A 17,640-nucleotide genomic window follows, 5' to 3' on the forward strand; every position below is an offset into this window, starting at 1 on the left:
CGGTTATGCAGTACTTAAAGACATATCTACAAAAAATTAAAGACCGGGGCAACGAAAAATTGGCAGAGTCTATTTTGAAAACTGCTGAAGATATTGGTAATCAGCATATTCGCAATTTTTCATTCATAAGTCATGAGATTGGTCTACTGTTTGGAAATGTACAATCAGGAAAAACGGGTCAAATGTTTGGCGTAATTAGTAAAGCTGCCGATTTAGGCTTTCCTGCATTTATCTTACTCACAACGGACAATGTTGTTTTGCAACAACAAACTTTGGATCGAGTCAGAGACGATTTAGAAGGTTTCTGTATTTGTGGCGAAAACGACTCTGGATTGTTTATTGAAAATAGTCTTGTTAAACCAGCGGTTGTCGTTCTAAAGAAAAATGCAAGAATGCTTAGACTATGGGCCAACGTATTCAATTCCACAGGTTTTATGAAAGGTAATCCTCTATTTATTGTTGATGATGAGGCAGATGCTGCTTCTTTGAATACACTCGTAAACCGCAATAGTCAGTCATCTATTAATAGATATTTAGATTCTATAAAGAATGGTGCTTCAAGTAGCTTGTATCTGCAGGTTACAGGTACTCCTCAGGCGATCTTATTACAAACTCTTGCTTCAGGCTGGCATCCATATTTTACATACTACTTTCATCCTGGAGATGGCTATTTGGGTGGTGACTTTTTCTTTCCAACAAGCGGTAAACCTGAATGCATCAATTTTCTTGAGGTAATCAAACGACCGACACGAAATGTTGTTATCCGCCATCTTGCTGTTTCAGCTCAGATTTTAGCATCCAGCGGTCAAGTGTCAAATTGCCTTTTACATCCAAGTGTACGTCAAACTGTCCACCAGCGTTTTGCTGACGATGTCACAAAAGAGCTAAATTGGTGTATTGAACATATCAATGACGAATTTGCCAAAGAATTAAAGACCCACTATGATTTTTTAGTTCCGAGTAAAAGTGAAAAGCTTTCATTCGATGCTATCTATGAAACTACTAAGGATTTATTGGAAAACAAGGGTATCAAAATCCTTGTGATGAATGGCAAGACAGATGTTGAAAGTCCGGAATATGCAACAGGCTGTAATTTTATCATAGGAGGAAACACTCTAGGCCGAGGCGTTACTTTTCCTGGTCTGCAGACAATTTACTATACAAGAACAAGCAAAAAGCCTCAGGCCGACACTATGTGGCAACATAGTCGGATGTTTGGTTATGACAGAGATCCTGGCATGATGAGTATATTTATAGACGAACGGCTTTATAAATTGTTTGCCGATATTAACGCTACTAACAATGCCATCATTGCTCAAGTTGAGCAGGGATTCAATAACATAAAAATCTATTATCCAGTTGGGTTGAATCCAACTAGAAAAAATGTCCTTGATAACAAACGAGTCAGTATTCTCTCAGGGGGAACGAACTACTATCCGTTCTATCCTGATAATGACTCTATAGATGATATATCAAAGCTATTGGAGCCTTTCTCTGATGATGAACCTTATTACCAAGTAAATTTGAGACTAATTAAGAAAATCTTGTCCTACATTATTGCCAGTCCAGATTTCAATTTAGAGGCATTCCTTTCTGTCATCGACACAATTCTATCAGAGCAACCCTCGGGACAGGGTATCTTGATAGTTAGAAGAGAAAGAAATGTAGCACAAGGCACCGGTGCATTATTATCTCCGAACGACTGGAAACTTGGTGGCACTTTCCTCAACAAAGTCGTTTTAACCATGTATAAAGTAACTGGTACTAAAGGGTGGGGTGGAAAAGCTCTTTGGGTGCCGAATATTAAGCTTCCCCACGATACTATGTATTATGATGTGAGTGAAGATATTACAGGAACGTAGGAGGGCAAGAATGGATGTTTACCAATAACATAGCACAAAGAATTCTATTTGCTCCTCCGCTCCAAGGAGCAGATACTTTATTAATATTAAGCGGATATGCTACTCCTAATATGTCATCATGGCTAATTAAAAGTCTTCAGGAGCAAAACATGAACCCCGTCAATATTTCATTGCTTATAGGAATGGTTCCTTATGATGGTTTAAGTGTTCCTATACATGATGGCTTTAAGGAACTCCATGGCAAGGCGTACCCAAATGCTGTGGATAGCTTTTCATGTAGTTATGTTTGCGAAAACCCTCCCGTCCATGCAAATCTGTACATTTGGCTAAAGGACGAATCACCGATGCAGGCATATACAGGTTCTGCTGATTTTGTGCAGAATGCATTTATTCCATCTCGAAAAGAAATTATGGAGTGCTGTGATCCAGAAAAAGCATATAGGTTCTTTGAGGAAGTTGAAGCTAATTCAATCTATTGTAACCATGCGGAGGTTGAAGACCATGTTGTTCTCCGTCCAACACATCAAATTCTAGATGCCGAAAACAAACCAATAACAACTTTAGCTGGGGAGGGTATATTTTCCACAACACTATCTCTACTTACAAATAGAGGCGATGTTGGAGAAAAGTCTGGTCTAAATTGGGGGCAACGTAGGGGCCGAAATAAAAATCAAGCATATATTCATCTTCCATCAAAAATTTCAAGAAGCGGGTTCTTCCCGCTAAATAAACAGCATTTTACCGTTGTTACAGATGACGGTCACACGCTTCTTCTAAGGGTAGAGCAACAAAACGACAAGGCAATTACAACACCTCTTAGCAATGCTCAACTCGGTGAATACTTCCGAAAACGTCTAGGTCTCGGAAATGGTGCTTTTGTAACGAAACAAGATTTATTGAACTATGGAAGAACAGACGTTACCTTTTACAAAATTGACGATGAGCAGTTTTTTTTGGATTTCCATGTATAAACAAAGCAGTTACTTTGCTATTACTACAAAGTAACTGCTTTGTTATTCTTTAATACTTGGTTCTACACTCTCATACTCTATTCCAGCAAAACATTTTAAAATTGCTTCAAAAATAATTTTTGCACCTTGGCTAGGCACTGCCATGCCAATTTGCTTACGTACACTCTCTTTACTTCCCATAAATCTATAGGTATCAGGGAAAGTCTGTAGCCTAGCTCTCTCTCTATTCGTCAATGCTCGTGGCTCTTCCCAATGATAAATATGTGTTCCTCCACCGCCGCTTCCTGTAACCGTGTAGGAGGGCTTTGTTGGATCTAGCCTTTTATATATTTGGCTTATTTTCGCACCTGTAATGTTAAGGCGCAAATCTTCTGGGAGGTCTGCTGTGAATGCATTTTGCCCAGGAAGAATATGTTGCAACCTTCTAACAACAGTTTCGGATTGCCTTGTCAATTCGTTATTATATGCATTCTCTGGAATAGGGGGATTTTCTATTGCGTTTCTGCAAGTATTATCAATGTCGACATAGGGTGCTGTTGATGGAACTTTAAATTCAATGTTAATGTCATTACGTATACCAACTATAATCAAACGGTGTCTTGCCTGAGGTATCCCGTATTCCTCAAACTTATACAGATGAGGTGTAATCGTATAACCAGCTTCCCTCAGTTCCTTGAGAATCTTAGTAAAGGCCTTACCATCATTTGCATTTCTAAGTCCGCCTACATTCTCTGCTAAAAACCACTGTGGCCTAAAAGTTTTCAAAGCTTTGACACCGTATGAATACAAGGGGCCGTATACCCCCTCCATACCTTTTTGTTCACCAACAACACTAAAGTCATTGCAAGGGAAACCAAACGCCAATGCATCAATGGGAGCTAGTCTAGACATATCAAGTTTACGTATATCCTCATGATAAACAGTATTAGGTGCATCGGGACAAATATTAACTCTATAAGTTTCACAGGTATCCGCATCATAATCATTTGCCCACTGATGTATAATTCCAAAATCATCATTATCAATATGTGCATTTGTAGCTCCCCAAGCTATACCGCCCGGTCCACAAAATAATTCTCCAAGCCTAAAAATCATATCTCATCAACCTTCCTTTTTTTTGTTGAGAAAATCGATTTGTGCTTGAATATGTTGCATTTCCTCATCATCAAGAGAAGAAACACCTTTAAACACAAACTGATATTCTTTAATATCTACTTCACTCAAGTAACCTGCTAACACATAAAGCGGAATCAAATGAATGTTATATAAATGCGCGAGTTTTTTTAAATCATCAGGAGTACAATTAATCTGCCCTCTCTCCATCTTGCTAAGTCTTGAATCTGTTATACCGGTTATTTCGTATACCTTTTTTAGACTCAAGCAACTTTTTTCGCGACTCACTTTCAATAAGTCTCCCAACTCGGCCATACTATCACCTCTTGAATAGAATAACATATTCGCTGCAATAATTCAAGTTTAATTTTAGATTTCGCTGCATATATGCAGCATAGTATTTTACAGTAATCTTGTCAACTCACCACGTTTTTGCCAGCAATCTTGTCAACTCACCACATCAATATCCATATCATCTTCTTAATCATCTAACCTGCCTATCTTGGACAAGTTCCCACAAAGAAAAATTCCGTGATCATCCTGCCGGCTTGAAACCAGATCTCAAATCACGGAATCCCTTTATTTATAAACTTTTTTATCCCTAAAACAACGTATTTACCTTAACCCTTGACATCAATACTACCGTCTCAACGTGTGGGGTATTCGGGAACATATCCACAACCTTTGTCTTCACTACTTCATATCCCTGGTCCAGGAGATACTTGAGATCAATGACCAGTGTCTTCGGATTACAGGATACATAGAGAATTTCCTTGGCATTGAAATCTTTCACGTATTCCAGCGCCTTCGGATGCACACCACTTCGAGGCGGATCCAGAATGATCAGCTCAGGACTTCCTTCGAGGGAAGCAATGACATCTTTGACGTCTCCTGCGATGAAATGCACATGGCTTAGTTCATTGATCTGGGCATTTTCGTTGGCAGCAGTAACTGCTTCCTCAATGATCTCAACGCCTGTGACTTTATCCGCCATGTCTGAAACGATCTGACCAATGGTTCCGGTACCGCAGTACAGATCAAAGATCTCGTTTTTCTTCTCTCCGATGAAGTTTTTCACTTCACTGTAAAGCACTTCTGCCCCTTTTGTATTGGTCTGGAAGAAGGAAAAAGGTGAGATCTTAAAGGTCAGGCCATGGAGCTTCTCGTAGATATAATCTCTGCCATAGAGGATATTCAGCTTTTCCGGAACCACCGCATCGGAAAGACTGTCGCTTTCCGTATGAAGGATGGAGACCAGGGTATAATCCAGGTCCAGCTCCGTTAAACCATCTCTGTATTCATCCAGATTGAAATCAATCTGCGTGGTGGTCACAAGATTCACCATGATCTCTCTGGTATTGATGCCTCTTCTTAAGATGAAGTTTCTGAGATATCCTTCCTGTCTCATGACGCGATAATAAGGCAGGTCCTTTTCTCTGAAATACGCGATGGTGTAGTCATGGATCTTTCTGAAATCATCATGAATCAGAAGACACGCATTGGTGTTCACCACGGAATTTTTCATTCCTTTCAGATGCATCCCAAGGTTGAGCTCTCCTCCCTTCACTTCATCTCCGAAGGTATATTCCATCTTGTTCCGATATTCGTACTGATTCTCATCACCAGTGATGCCTAAGTACTCCCCCATGGAAAGATCATTCTGGGTAAAGAGCTTCTTCACCTCTTCTTCTTTAAACGTTCTTTGAAGCTCAAGAGGAACCTGCTGACTGATGCACCCTCCGCATTTTCCGTAATGCACACAGGCAGGTTTCACGGCATAAGGCGCATTCTCCACAATGCCTAGGTATCTTCCCTTGGCCCGATCTGCACGCACCTGGTGGGCTCTTGCAGAAACCGTTTCTCCTGGAAAAGCTCCTTTGATTTTGACCTTCTTCCCTTCCAGCATACCGATGCCTGTGGCAGGAAAACTGTGATCTTCTATCTTCACTTCTATAACTTCATTTCTCTTCAAAATTCATCAACTCCTTCTAGTATAATAACAGAAATCACCGAGGAGTTGAATGAATTCTTTCCCCTCCAGAATTTTCTCTGAGTCTTCTTTTTCACTCATCCATATGTAGGAACGAATTCTGTATGCTTCCGTTGAATTCTATACACCCTCTCTCTTCAAATCCTTCTCCCTGTGATATAATGGATTTCGTCAATCATGCTGTACGGGTTATTCGATTCGGACAGTCCTGGCACTTATTGATCATCATCATTATAACTGAAAGAGGACTATTATGGATTTTAAACTGATTTTTCTATGTATTGCCGGATTCATCGGGGCTTTTGTGGATTCCGTAGCCGGTGGTGGAGGCCTGGTGACCATTCCGGCCTATCTTCTGGCTGGTGTTCCGCCCCATTTCACATTGGGGACCAATAAATTCGCAGCCACCATGGGCTCCTTCATCTCCACGGCAGGCTATGCCAGAAGCAGCAAGGTGAACTTCAGACTCATGCGCGCAGCCGTACCCATGACGGCTCTTGGTGCGGTCCTAGGCGTCTACTCCGTCCTTCGGATTCCTCAGGATTTTCTCTACCCCTTGGTCAGTGTAGCCATCCTTGTGGTGGGGCTCTACACTTTCTTCAAGAAAGATCTGGGCAAGGTCAACGCCTTCACGGTGATTACAAAAAAGAAGGTGATCTTTGTCTCCCTGGTGGGATTCGCTCTGGGCTTCTACGACGGATTCTTCGGACCCGGGACAGGCTCCTTTCTCATCTTCATCTTCATCCGGTTCCTGAAGTTTGATTTCACCAATGCGTCTGGCAATGCCAAGCTCATCAATTTCACCTCGAACTTCACTTCCCTCATCGCCTTTGCCATCAACGGCAAGATCGACTATCTCATCGGTGTACCCATCGCCGTCTTCATGGTCCTGGGCTCCATCGTGGGCACCAGACTGGCCATTAAGAATGGTTCCAAGTTCATCAAACCGATTTTCCTCATCATGTCCTTTGTGGTGTTCTTCAAGCTCCTCTATGACATGTTTCTGAAATGACAAAAAGCAGGAAAGCCCTGTGCAGGATCCAGAGATCTGCACAGGGCTTTCAGTTTGCCGGATTTCTCAATTTTTACTCTTTATCCTTCTTCTTCACTGTCTTTTCCATTTCCTTGGAAGTCAGATACCAGGAGTAGGATGCTTCCTCGATCATGTCTTCTGTTTCGGGTGTTCTGTTGTCATAGAGTTTCACCGTAAAAGCAGCTGCAGCTCCTTTCTTGAACCCTATGCTCTGATCTGTGAGCTCATAGACCCACTCTCCGAGATAGGGTTCATGACCCACCACAAAGATGGTCTTCTCCTCTTTTTCTCTGACCACCGACATGAGAAAGTTGTCAAAGTCCCCTTCTCCGATGAAGTCGTAATAGAAGATCTTGTCTGTATGCACGGATTCAGCAAGAATCTCCGCTGTCTCCTTTGCTCGAAGAAGCGGGCTGGACCAGATTTCCACCTGGTCTTTGTAGGTGATTAGATTCTTCAGATGCGGCAGTCTTTTCTTCAGCTTATCTTTTCCTTCTCTGGTGAGCTTTCTGTTATAGTCTGTTCCGTCCTTGGCTCTATTCTCTGCAATGCCGTGTCTCAATAGTATAATCTCAAGATTCAATAGGAAAACCTCCTTCATACTTAGAGTAGGTGAAGAGGCAGTGCCTGTAACTATCAAGCCCTGCCTCCGGTGTTCTTCTATGTCCGTTATTTCTTTGCGCCTTCCCAGTCCTTCAGGAACTTCTCGATGCCCTGGTCCGTCAGTGGATGCACCAGGGAGTCCATGATGACCTTATATGGAATGGTTGCGATATCCGCACCAGCCATGGCTGCCTGGGTCAGATGATTCCTGTTTCTGATGGAAGCCACAATGACCTCTGCTCGTACACCGTAGGTCTTGAAGATGTACATGATCTCTTCGATGAGCTCCATGCCTTCTGCGCCGATGTCATCCAGTCTGCCTACAAAGGGGGAAACAAAGGCTGCTCCGGCTTTCGCCGCTGCCAGTGCCTGGGTGGTCGAGAAGATCAGCGTCACATTGACCTTGATGCCTCTCTTGGAAAGAATGGATGTGGCTTTCAGGCCTTCTGGTGTCATGGGCACCTTGATGACGATGTTCTCATGGATCTTCACAAGCTCATCCGCTTCCTTCACCATGCCTTCGGCGTCCAGTGAAATCACTTCCGCGCTGATGGGGCCATCCACGATTTCCGTGATTTCCCTGATCACTTCTTCAAAGACTCTGCCTTCTTTGGCGATGAGGGAAGGATTGGTGGTCACACCGTCGATGATTCCAAGCTCCGCCGCTTTTCTGATTTCCTCAACGTTGGCTGTGTCGATAAAATACTTCATAAAATTTCTTCCTCCTGATTTGTGTTTTATATTATAGTTGATACTATACGTATACTCTGATTATATCATATCCTTCCTGACGAAACCCGAAGAAGGACAATTTTCCCATGAAACCGCTAGAAGATGCGATGAAGATCATAGATGGCACGTAGCTTCGCCACTTCTTCCGGCCGGACTGCATTACCCACACTTCCTCCACGAACAGCTGTACCTACATGAATATCATACTCCTTCTGTGCGCTTTCTTCTCCTTCCAGCGCAAAGTCCATATGGTTTCTGATGGCCTGAAGATTCTCTTTCGTGATGCCGCTGGCAAGGATCATGGTAATGTCGTCTGTCTCATGAATGAGCTTTCTGATCATCTCCAGATGGTCTTCTGCCTTACCAGGACCGCCGGAAGTCAGAATATGGGTGATTCTCTTGTTGGTTTCAAGAAGATGGAGGGCTGCAGGAAGGTCACTGCTCTCATCAATGGCTCTATGAAATGTGGCCGTGAGATTGGTGTCTTCCAGAATATAGCTTAGCGCCTCCATGTTGGGAAGTCCTTCAAAATCAAGAATACCCAGAACCACATGCTTCACGCCCAGCTCATTGAAGACTCTCGCATCTTCTCTCATGACCTCCAGATCTTCTCTGGAATACTCAAATGAAGCGCTGTGAGGCCTGATCATCACATTCACCGGTATGGATACCTGACTGATCACCTGCTTCACGAGACCATAGCTGGGTGTAAGTCCGCCTTCTGATAAGGATGCGACGAGTTCAATGCGGTCTCCTCCGCTTTTTTCTATGATCAGAGCATCCTCCAGCGTCTCTGCTATGATTTCCAGCATGACATTCGCCTCCTTTATGGTCTAAACCTCATGTACACTACTCTATAAAGTATAGCAAAGATTTGTTAAGTGAACTCCATCTTGTGGTAAACAATCTGTGTACAAGATAAATTCCCTGAAATACACCCCTATTTACCCATGATCCTTTCTCTTACCTTCTGTAGAAAGATTAGATGACTCAGACTGTTTCACGATTCGTTTTTCTTCCAGTATCGACCTTCCTGATTTTTCCAGTTTCCTTCCAATCAGGGTACAATGAAGTTACACAGACATCAATCTGAAGGTACATCCATCTCGCTGCTGTAAAACAACATGAAAGATAGGAGGTAGTATCATGAGAAACAGATTTTCAAACAAAGGAATGGCTCCTTTTGAAGAATTCATGACGGGACTCAACTGGGATTTCCCGAATGTTCCCGAAAGGAAAGTATTCCATGTGGATGTGAAGGAAACGGACAACGGCTTTGTGCTCTATGCAGATCTTCCAGGTTACGACAAGGACGACATCAGAGTGGAATATCACAACAAGAACCTCACCATCACCGCTCATCGTGACACAATCATTGAAACGGAATCCGACAAATTCATCATGAATGAAAGAACCACCGGAGAAGTCTATCGCAGCTTCTATATCGACGATATTGACGAAGACAAGGTGGAAGTGCACTATGAAGGTGGTGTTCTCACCATCGATCTGCCAAAGAACAAAGAGGATGGAAATTCAAGAAAAAGATTTGAAGTGAAATAAATGAGATCTCCTCAATAAAGATCAGCGTATGCTTTTGCAAAGGGTTTATCCATGCTGGATAAGCTCTTCTTTTTTCTTCGGATCAGGGAGAAAGCCCATTCACCATCTACGTCCGCTGCAAGGCCTGTCAATCTGAACGTTAAGCAGATCCGATTCAGCAGAATGTGAACCGGACAGCACTGAATATTTAACGTAAATCTAACAATGTTTAACGAATATTTAACCTATAATTATAGTATCAATAGAACGGAGGAACATTTTTCATCATGAAGAAAAAACCTACATTGGATGACATCGCCGCTCTGGCAGGCGTGTCCAAAACAGCTGTGTCCATGATTCTGAATGAAAAGAAAGGCGTCACCTTTCTGGAGGAGACCATCGAGAAGGTCCATGAGGCCGCAAAAGAGCTGGGCTATGCAAAGAAGACCCCCAGACTTCAGAAACTCAGTGTTTTCAATAAGAACACCATTCTGGTGCTTGCCCCCACCATTTCCAGCCCCTTCTTCACAACCATTGTCCAGTCCATTGAACAGGAGGCGGACAAGCACGGCATCCATGTGATCATTCAGAACACATTCCGGGACAAGGAGAGAGAGCTCAAGTACCTGGAGCAGATCAAAGACAGTAATCTCTACGGCCTGATTCTCACCATGCTCCCTCACCATCCGAAGCTTCTGGAGGAAATCAACGAAAGTATTCCCGTGGTGATCATCAATGAACGTTCCTTTCATGCGGATCTGGATACTGTAGAAGTGGATAACTATTCTGCAGGCATTCTCCTCGCCGAGCATCTGATCAGCCTTGGTCACAAGCACATCGCCTACCTCACCACCGCGCTCAGCACACTGAACATTGCACGGGTGAGAAGACTGGAAGGAATCAACGATACCTTCAGAAAACTTTGCCCTGAAGGCACCGTCACCGTGAAGTCGAAAAGAGTGCGACCTGTGGATGAGATCCGCAATATCAATCTGGAACACGATACAGGCTATGAACTGGTACATGAAGTACTGCCCCATAAGGAAATCACAGGAATCGTGGCCTCCACGGATATGATTGCCTATGGCGTCCTGGATGCCCTGGAGGAGAACGGCTTCAGCATCCCGGAGGACTTTTCCGTCTGCGGATTCGATAATCTGTTCCCCTCCAAGTTCCATGGAATTTCCCTGACCACTGTGGAACATTATATCCTCAATAAGGGACAGGAGGCTGTGGAAATCATACGCAGCAGGCAGCTGAAGAATCGGGAGAAGATCAGCTCCACAAGTGTACTCTATCAGCATAAGCTGATCATCAGAAACTCCACTGGACCCGCACGAAAGTTCCAGTTAAAAGAGATGTGATACGCATCAGTAGGACAAGAACACCGAAAACACTTCGTCAGGAAAAGAGAATCCCCACAGGCTGCAGGATGATGGTTCCATCATGCACTGCCTGTGGGGATTCATTCATTCTATCGGTTTTCCTCGTTCTTCATCTGTGAAGTGCTCACATTTCTGCTCCTGTTCTAGGCTGCACTTCTCTTTCTCCATAATAGAAGTCCGCCTGTCAAGGCTAGTCCGCCCAGTAGAAGGAAGATGTTTCCGGAGGTGTCTCCTGCATCAGGCAGCGTAGCCGCTTTCTTCTCCATCTTCGTGTTCTCCACTTCCAGATCTATGATCTGTCCGTCTTCTACGATGGAGACAGCATATGTCTTCTCCGACTTCTCATAGTTTTCCGGAGCCTTCATTTCCTGAACTGTATAGTCTCCATAAGGAAGCTCTGCTGTGACCATTCCCTCATCATCCGTCTCCCCTTGGAATACTTCTGTTCCTTTTCCATCGGTAATTCGGAATTCTGCGCCGGATAGTGCCGCTCCTGTCTTGCCATCCACTTTCACGATGCTGATTCTGCCCAGGATCATGGTGTTCGTGAAGGAGATTTCCACGATTTCCTCATCCTGTGTGAGAATGATCTCTTCCGCGACCTCACTCAGCACATAACCTTCAGGTGCTTTTGTTTCCTTCAGCTTATACGTCCCCTTTGCAAGTCCTGTAAATGTGATGTTCCCGTTCTCATCCGTCGACATCGGTTCTCCGACCTCCACATCCTCTCTATAGAGCGTGAACTCCGCTCCTGAAAGAGGATTTCCCTTCTCATCGGTCTTGAAGAGATCGATGGAACCGGCAGAAGAGGTGTTGGTGATGATCACTGTCTTCTCCTCCCCAGGTGAAAGCGTCACTTTACCGTCCGTGCTGTCTCCACTGAAGCTTGCCTCATATCCTTCTACGGGTTCTTCCGTGACCACGTAGTTCCCTGCTTCCAGGGTGTAGGTTCTTCCTGGTGTTTCCATTCCCGCATCCGGGCTGCCGGAAACATCAAGACCATCTTTCAGCACATGCACACTGAAGTCTTCTGACACTGCCGTTCTTCCGTTTCTGTTCACAACCATCTTGATTACATGAAGTGTGGCTGACTGATTCTGTGTACACGGACCAGATGTGATTACATTGCTGTCCAGCACCACGGAGCCGTTTCTTGCAAGAAGTCGTCCATTCACTGTTGCTCCTGTTTCCAGGGTTATGCTGGTCAGTGCAAGAATGCTGCCGGCAAAACTGGAGTTGGAACCCAGTGTGGCGGAAGACCCGACTTTCCAGAAGACACCACAGGCTGTAGCATTTCCTGCAAACTCCACACTGCTGCCTGATCCCGTGGTGAGCGTTGTATCCGTCTGAAAAATGAAGACCGCATCTGGATCTCCTTCTCCGTCCAAGATCAGTTTGCCGGTGAGTAGAAAGTCTTTTTCATTGGACGTATAGACGCCAGGCGTCAGTGTCTGTCCTGCCAGTTCTCGGCTGATGATCTGAGGCGTTCTGCCTGCAGCATCATCGTAGGCGATGACGAGATCATTCTTTGCAGCCAGTGCCACTTCATCTGCCAGATGCATGGCGCCTGTAACCATATCCTCTGAAAGTCCGACGACCTCTATTCCCGGATGAATCCCCACATCTCCCATGACCTCCGTGGTTCCGGTGTTGGTGATGGTCTCACCCGAGAGAATGGCGAAATTCTCCGTTGTACCAGTCTTCACTTCAGCCTCCGCAGCCATGGTCAACTGCGCTGTGCCGTTGACGGCGAAGAGAGCCAGTGTCAGTAGAAGGGAGAGCATTTTCTTCCTTGATCTTTTTTTCATAATTCAGTGTCTCCTCTTTCGTTTGATTTTTAAAGCATACCTGTTTTTCATGTTCCGAGAGAAGCGGCAGCTTCTGATATGGAATCATAGCTGCCGCTTTCCTATGGGGTGGACCACTTCATCCGCTGAAAGGATTCTGCTGTTTTTTCAGTGGTGAAGTTATATTCACCATATCATCATATCGTGTACGGCAGAAAGCCAGTTCATGGACCAGAGATGAACGGATTAACATTATATTAATATATTCTTCCTCGTTTCATTAAATAGCAGCCCCTTGCATCCAGTTCTGTTCAAAAGGAGAATTCCAGAAAGACAACATCTGGATGACGCATGTCTTTCATTCGCCGGAAAAGCCTATCGGCATACGTGCGCACAATCACCGCACTTTCCCGTTTCTTGTGAAATCGCAAAAAGAAGGAAGCTTTCCTCGAAAAGCTTCCTCCTTATATCACTATTTTCATCGTTTCAGAAAGGCCAGTAGGCCTTTCTTCTTCCTCTTTCTTTTCTTCACCTTTACTGGATCTGTCCATGGCTTGTATGGAAGCACTTCCACTTTCTCTCCATGAATCAGTTTTTCTCCATTTTCCATGATGTTCTCATACAGCGCTTCATTGAGCTCCTTTACGACGTCATAGGCATGTCTGATCCGCATATCGCGCCTCACATCTTTGTGCCCATCGGAACCGATGCCGTGGATCAGATTCTTTCGGATGAGCTCCCTTGCGAAGCTTTCCGTCTTTTCCCCGAACTGCCCAAGAAGACTTCCTGCGTTCAGCTGAAAAAGAACGCCCAGGTCACGAAGATGGTACATCTTTTCCGGATCTTCCATCAGTGCCCTGTTTCGTTCCGGATGAGCTAGTATCACCTGATACCCGTTTTTCTTCAGGTTATAGAAGATGTTTTCCGAGTACAAAGGGTAGTCTATGAGATTGAACTCCACAAGCACCGTCTTGCTTCTGTTGTATCCCATGAGATATCCCTTGTCCAGATCACTGATGATCTTCTCATCTATCATGATCTCCAGAGAGGGAACCAGTTCAATCTTCCCTTCGAATCGCTTCTTAAGTAAAGCGAACTTCTCCTCATACTCCTCTTTCCTGTCCATGGCTTCGGTATAAAGATCACGGATATGATGCGGCGTCAGCGCAAGTATCTTCACACCTTCTCTGATGGACTGCTCGATCATCTTTATAGACATTTCCAGATTTTCACTTCCGTCATCCACGTCAAACAGAACGTGGGAATGCAGATCTACCATTTCATGCTCTCCTCCTGCAAAAAGGAGCTGTTCTTCCGAACAGCTCCTCGCAATCACTTCTTTGCTCTTCTATCTTTTCTTCCGGTTTTCTTTTCTTCGTAGGAATAATAGTAGTAGTAGCTGTTGTCATCCACTGGTATCTGGCTCAGTACAACGCCCAGGATGTTTCCTTTGACCTTTTCCAGCAGCCCCTTGGCCTGAAGGATCTCATCCTTCTTGGTCACTCCATGCTGCGCAACGATGATGGTACCATCTGAAATGGTCGTCAGCACCTGTGCATCGGTCACCGCCAGTAGTGGTGGTGTATCCAGGATGATCGTGTCATAGTCTTCTCTGAGTCTTGAGAGCAGCGCTCTGTTTCTCTTGCTGCCAAGCAGCTCTGAAGGATTTGGCGGAATGGCTCCACTGGTTACGATATCAAGTCCTTCTATGACATCTTCATGCACGATTTCACTCCTGCGGTCTGGCTCCAGAATCAGATTGACGATGCCCAGAGAATTCGGAAGTTTGAACTTCTTATGTACTGTAGGTCTTCTCAGATCCGCATCGATGAGCAGTACTCTGTTTCCGTTTTCCGCGAAGGTGACTGCCATGTTGCAGGCCACCGTGGATTTACCTTCCGATGGTCTTGAAGAAGTCACTGTGATGACTTTCATTTCTTCATCAAAAGATGAAAACTGAATATTGGTTCTAAGCGTTCTATATGCTTCCGCCGCTACAGACTTGCTGTCTGTCAAAGTTACTAAAAAATCTCTCATTTGTTCCTCCGAAGTTCATTTCATACAGGATATGATCCTAATTTTACTCTATTTAGTATTATAACATGAGTTTTCTATTTTTGTTCTATTTAATTGTGATTTCACTGAAATGATTCACACTGGAATTCTCAATGGATCATGGCCTTCCCTGTGGACTCCCGCACCACCAGATGGGTTTCCACTGGAATCTTCTTCTGGGTTGTATCTTCTGCATCAATTTTCTCCAGAAGCTCCTTCACAAGAATTTCTCCTACCAGATGACAGTTCTGATTGATGGTCGTGATCTTCGGAGAAGAGATGATGCTGAAAATCGTATCATCGAATCCGATGATGGAGAGATCTCCCGGTACATCGATGCACTCCTCCTTTGCCCAGTTCAGTACACCCAAGGCCATCAGATCATTTCCGCACACGATGGCTGTGGTTTCCGGTACCAGTCCGTTTGTTCTGAGGTACTCGTATGCTCCCTCCACATTAAATGCTGAGGTGGCCACCAGGTTTTCATCAAAAGGGATTCCATGTTCTTCCAGTGCATCCCTGTACCCGCCTAATCTTTCCTCTCCAAAGCTGAGATTGGTTTCTCCCTGGAGATACATGATCTTCTTATGACCGAGGCTGATGAGATGCTCCACGCCCTCATACATGCCCATATGGTCATCTACCTGCACTCTGACAGCGAAATCACTGTAATTCGTGGAATCATTGAGCACCGCAAAAGGCACATTGATTTTCAGAAGCGCTTCCATCTCGATATCTCTTTCCATGGATGCGATGATGATGATGCCATCCACCTGCTTCTCCATGAGCTTCACGAGATAACTGATCTCTTTATGGATGGAATCATCCGTATTGCAGAGAAAAAGGCTGTATCCTTTTCTGATGGCCATATCTTCTGCGCCTCTTGAGATGTCCGTGTAGTAGGCATTTTTGATGTCCGGAACGATGAGCCCCAGTGTCTTTGTGTTCTTTGTCTTCATGCTTCTGGCCAGAGTATTGATGAAGTATCCTTCTTCTTCCACTGTCTTGAGCACTCGCAGCCTGGTTTCCTCTTTGACATCCTCATATTTACCATTCACGATCTTTGAAACAGTAGCAATGGAAACGCCGCAAAGTTCAGCAATATGTTTCATTGTAACTGGCATAATTCATCCCTCTTTTTTCTAATCCAATCCATAGAATTGCACGCAACATTCTTATTATAATACAGATCCCCTTGATTTTTGTACTACTTTCATCACTTCTGTATGTTAAATTTCGTCACAGGCAGAGCGCTCACGATTCCATGCCGCCCTCAGAAACCTTCAATGTTTCAAGGTGGATGAACCCTCCGCTCAGCCACCTTGATGTACTATTATTCTGTTGCTGCTGCGCTCGCCTCTTCCATACCGCCATGGAACAACCTTCCTGATGGACTACTCCATCATGCCTTCATACAGGTAATCACGGAGGAGTCTTCTGTTCTCCTCCAGATCTATGATCACAACGCTCCTGCCGCCCTTGTCGGCGTAATGCCAGGTGTCATCAAAAGGCACCCGCGCCTGACTGAGATCGTTGCTTCCAGAGCCCAGAACCTCAAGTCCCAGTGTGAACAGCGTATCCGCTTTGATGTTCGTATCCACATATTTCAGCGATTCCGTGATGAACCTGGTCAGCTTCACAGGATTCAGGGTCTGCTTCATTTTCGCCAGAATACCTACCATCACGTCCCTTTGCCTTCTGGTCCTTCCGAAGTCCCCATCACCGGTACTTCTGTTTCTGGAATGGGTCAGAACCTGCGCCCCATTTAAGGTATAGGTTCCATCTTCCAGCGGAAGCTTCTCCCCTCCGCCTGCGCTGTTGATCGTTCTGATTTCAGCAGTTGTGAGCTTCACCTGTATGCCGTCCAGCGCATCTACAATGCTCTTAAGTCCTTCAAACTCCACGATGGCATAGTTCTGTATATCCAGTTCGAAATTCTCATTGACGGTATTCACTGCAAGGCCGATGCCTCCGAAGGCATATGCCGCATTGATCCGGTTCCATTCCCTGTTCGGAATGGCGATCCAGGTATCACGCATGAAAGAGACAATACGGATGTCATGGGTTTTTCTGTTGTAGCTGACGAGCATCATGCTGTCAGAGCGTCCATTTCCTTCCTCGTCCCCTCTCACATCACTTCCTACCATGAGGACGTTAAATACATTCTCATCGATGGGAACCTTTCTGTAGATGGCTTCACTGTCGGGATCCTTCACCTCGTAGATATAGTCTTCATCAAGGTCTTCCGGGGTTCCTTCAATGGATTCCAGGTCTTCGCCTTCCGGTAGAAGAACCTCTTCTCCATCCACGATTTCCGTCCCGGTCCTGTTCAGCGATGTCAGTGTATAATACACACCGATGAACAGGACAAAGAGGATGGATACAATTCCTGCAAGCACATAGTAGACTTTCTTTTTACTTCTGGACTTCACTTCCATACTTCTTCAATTCCCTTCATGTACGCTGTCTTCGTTTTACCGCATAACTGCATTTTTCTATCCGTCTCTTTAACGCGTTCCTTCTTTCCTTCATGCTCAGAAAAAATAGTTGCATCCGAATCTCCTGAGCTC

General features: G+C 44.7%; 16 protein-coding genes. 5 read left to right on the top strand and 11 right to left on the bottom strand.

The genetic code is table 11. The features are described from left to right. The first annotated feature begins 5 nt into the window (after positions 1-5). Both ACHAL6_RS03395 and ACHAL6_RS03400 read left to right on the top strand, forming a co-directional pair. Positions 6-1,862 (top strand): Z1 domain-containing protein, encoded by a 1,857-nt coding sequence (locus ACHAL6_RS03395; protein ID WP_395268832.1) that lies wholly within the window; start codon positions 6-8, stop codon positions 1,860-1,862. A 14-nt stretch (positions 1,863-1,876) separates the two neighbouring features. Next, the gene (locus ACHAL6_RS03400) at positions 1,877-2,833 is read left to right on the top strand and encodes a restriction endonuclease PLD domain-containing protein (protein ID WP_323380889.1); all 957 of its coding nucleotides are present in this window, start codon (positions 1,877-1,879) and stop codon (positions 2,831-2,833) included. Between the two features lie 42 nt (positions 2,834-2,875). Here ACHAL6_RS03400 and ACHAL6_RS03405 read toward each other — a convergent pair whose 3' ends face one another. The 3 genes from ACHAL6_RS03405 to rlmD all read right to left on the bottom strand — a co-directional run bounded on the left by ACHAL6_RS03405 (position 2,876) and on the right by rlmD (position 5,918). Beyond that, entirely contained in the window at positions 2,876-3,928 is a 1,053-nt protein-coding gene (locus tag ACHAL6_RS03405; RefSeq protein WP_323380888.1) for a DNA cytosine methyltransferase, read from the bottom strand. Positions 3,929-3,934: 6 nt separating this feature from the next. Continuing rightward, positions 3,935-4,261 (bottom strand): helix-turn-helix transcriptional regulator, encoded by a 327-nt coding sequence (locus tag ACHAL6_RS03410; protein WP_323380887.1) that lies wholly within the window; start codon positions 4,259-4,261, stop codon positions 3,935-3,937. A gap of 286 nt (positions 4,262-4,547) precedes the next feature. Then, on the bottom strand, positions 4,548-5,918 hold the full coding sequence (gene rlmD / locus ACHAL6_RS03415; protein WP_395268833.1) for a 23S rRNA (uracil(1939)-C(5))-methyltransferase RlmD: 1,371 nt from the start codon (positions 5,916-5,918) through the stop codon (positions 4,548-4,550). Between the two features lie 271 nt (positions 5,919-6,189). Between rlmD and ACHAL6_RS03420 the strand changes: the two genes are divergently transcribed. Further along, positions 6,190-6,948 (top strand): TSUP family transporter, encoded by a 759-nt coding sequence (locus ACHAL6_RS03420; protein WP_395268834.1) that lies wholly within the window; start codon positions 6,190-6,192, stop codon positions 6,946-6,948. Positions 6,949-7,021: 73 nt separating this feature from the next. Here ACHAL6_RS03420 and ACHAL6_RS03425 read toward each other — a convergent pair whose 3' ends face one another. The 3 genes from ACHAL6_RS03425 to ACHAL6_RS03435 form a co-directional block, all read right to left on the bottom strand. After that, positions 7,022-7,552: a SixA phosphatase family protein gene (locus ACHAL6_RS03425; RefSeq protein WP_395268835.1), complete on the bottom strand. Its 531-nt coding sequence runs from the start codon at positions 7,550-7,552 to the stop codon at positions 7,022-7,024. An 86-nt stretch (positions 7,553-7,638) separates the two neighbouring features. Next, positions 7,639-8,283 carry a fructose-6-phosphate aldolase gene (fsa, locus tag ACHAL6_RS03430; protein WP_395268836.1) on the bottom strand — a complete coding sequence of 215 codons (645 nt, stop codon included), beginning with the start codon at positions 8,281-8,283 and terminating at the stop codon, positions 7,639-7,641. Positions 8,284-8,399: 116 nt separating this feature from the next. Continuing rightward, positions 8,400-9,116 carry a copper homeostasis protein CutC gene (locus ACHAL6_RS03435; RefSeq protein ID WP_395268837.1) on the bottom strand — a complete coding sequence of 239 codons (717 nt, stop codon included), beginning with the start codon at positions 9,114-9,116 and terminating at the stop codon, positions 8,400-8,402. A 334-nt stretch (positions 9,117-9,450) separates the two neighbouring features. On the opposite strand from ACHAL6_RS03435, the gene ACHAL6_RS03440 reads away from it, so the two are divergent. Both ACHAL6_RS03440 and ACHAL6_RS03445 read left to right on the top strand, forming a co-directional pair. Further along, positions 9,451-9,864 carry an Hsp20/alpha crystallin family protein gene (locus ACHAL6_RS03440; RefSeq protein ID WP_395268838.1) on the top strand — a complete coding sequence of 138 codons (414 nt, stop codon included), beginning with the start codon at positions 9,451-9,453 and terminating at the stop codon, positions 9,862-9,864. Between the two features lie 266 nt (positions 9,865-10,130). After that, positions 10,131-11,207, top strand: a complete 1,077-nt coding sequence (locus tag ACHAL6_RS03445; RefSeq protein WP_395268839.1) for a LacI family DNA-binding transcriptional regulator — start codon at positions 10,131-10,133, stop codon at positions 11,205-11,207. A gap of 164 nt (positions 11,208-11,371) precedes the next feature. On the opposite strand, the gene ACHAL6_RS03450 is transcribed toward ACHAL6_RS03445, so the two are convergent. The 5 genes from ACHAL6_RS03450 to ACHAL6_RS03470 all read right to left on the bottom strand — a co-directional run bounded on the left by ACHAL6_RS03450 (position 11,372) and on the right by ACHAL6_RS03470 (position 17,508). Continuing rightward, the gene (locus ACHAL6_RS03450) at positions 11,372-13,036 is read right to left on the bottom strand and encodes an ice-binding family protein (RefSeq protein ID WP_395268840.1); all 1,665 of its coding nucleotides are present in this window, start codon (positions 13,034-13,036) and stop codon (positions 11,372-11,374) included. 457 nt (positions 13,037-13,493) lie between these two features. Then, on the bottom strand, positions 13,494-14,294 hold the full coding sequence (locus tag ACHAL6_RS03455; RefSeq protein ID WP_395268841.1) for a tyrosine-protein phosphatase: 801 nt from the start codon (positions 14,292-14,294) through the stop codon (positions 13,494-13,496). Positions 14,295-14,347: 53 nt separating this feature from the next. Then, complete coding sequence (locus ACHAL6_RS03460) at positions 14,348-15,052, bottom strand: CpsD/CapB family tyrosine-protein kinase (protein ID WP_395268842.1); 705 nt, start codon at positions 15,050-15,052, stop codon at positions 14,348-14,350. Between the two features lie 128 nt (positions 15,053-15,180). Next, complete coding sequence (locus tag ACHAL6_RS03465) at positions 15,181-16,194, bottom strand: LacI family DNA-binding transcriptional regulator (protein WP_395268843.1); 1,014 nt, start codon at positions 16,192-16,194, stop codon at positions 15,181-15,183. 270 nt (positions 16,195-16,464) lie between these two features. Beyond that, positions 16,465-17,508 carry an LCP family protein gene (locus tag ACHAL6_RS03470; RefSeq protein ID WP_395268844.1) on the bottom strand — a complete coding sequence of 348 codons (1,044 nt, stop codon included), beginning with the start codon at positions 17,506-17,508 and terminating at the stop codon, positions 16,465-16,467. Positions 17,509-17,640: the final 132 nt, after the last annotated feature.

Origin of the sequence: Proteiniclasticum sp. C24MP, assembly GCF_043951855.1 — a bacterium.
In the GTDB taxonomy this organism is placed as follows: domain Bacteria; phylum Bacillota; class Clostridia; order Clostridiales; family Clostridiaceae; genus Proteiniclasticum.

Bases quoted from the DNA above. Each gene is read 5' to 3' on its own strand.
- ACHAL6_RS03395 (WP_395268832.1), top strand. From the start codon at position 6: ATGCAGTACTTAAAGACATATCTACAAAAAATTAAAGACCGGGGCAAC.
- ACHAL6_RS03400 (WP_323380889.1), top strand. From the start codon at position 1,877: ATGTTTACCAATAACATAGCACAAAGAATTCTATTTGCTCCTCCGCTC.
- ACHAL6_RS03405 (WP_323380888.1), bottom strand. From the start codon at position 3,928: ATGATTTTTAGGCTTGGAGAATTATTTTGTGGACCGGGCGGTATAGCT.
- ACHAL6_RS03410 (WP_323380887.1), bottom strand. From the start codon at position 4,261: ATGGCCGAGTTGGGAGACTTATTGAAAGTGAGTCGCGAAAAAAGTTGC.
- ACHAL6_RS03420 (WP_395268834.1), top strand. From the start codon at position 6,190: ATGGATTTTAAACTGATTTTTCTATGTATTGCCGGATTCATCGGGGCT.
- fsa (WP_395268836.1), bottom strand. From the start codon at position 8,283: ATGAAGTATTTTATCGACACAGCCAACGTTGAGGAAATCAGAAAAGCG.
- ACHAL6_RS03435 (WP_395268837.1), bottom strand. From the start codon at position 9,116: ATGCTGGAAATCATAGCAGAGACGCTGGAGGATGCTCTGATCATAGAA.
- ACHAL6_RS03440 (WP_395268838.1), top strand. From the start codon at position 9,451: ATGAGAAACAGATTTTCAAACAAAGGAATGGCTCCTTTTGAAGAATTC.
- ACHAL6_RS03445 (WP_395268839.1), top strand. From the start codon at position 10,131: ATGAAGAAAAAACCTACATTGGATGACATCGCCGCTCTGGCAGGCGTG.
- ACHAL6_RS03450 (WP_395268840.1), bottom strand. From the start codon at position 13,036: ATGAAAAAAAGATCAAGGAAGAAAATGCTCTCCCTTCTACTGACACTG.
- ACHAL6_RS03455 (WP_395268841.1), bottom strand. From the start codon at position 14,294: ATGGTAGATCTGCATTCCCACGTTCTGTTTGACGTGGATGACGGAAGT.
- ACHAL6_RS03460 (WP_395268842.1), bottom strand. From the start codon at position 15,052: ATGAGAGATTTTTTAGTAACTTTGACAGACAGCAAGTCTGTAGCGGCG.
- ACHAL6_RS03465 (WP_395268843.1), bottom strand. From the start codon at position 16,194: ATGCCAGTTACAATGAAACATATTGCTGAACTTTGCGGCGTTTCCATT.
- ACHAL6_RS03470 (WP_395268844.1), bottom strand. From the start codon at position 17,508: ATGGAAGTGAAGTCCAGAAGTAAAAAGAAAGTCTACTATGTGCTTGCA.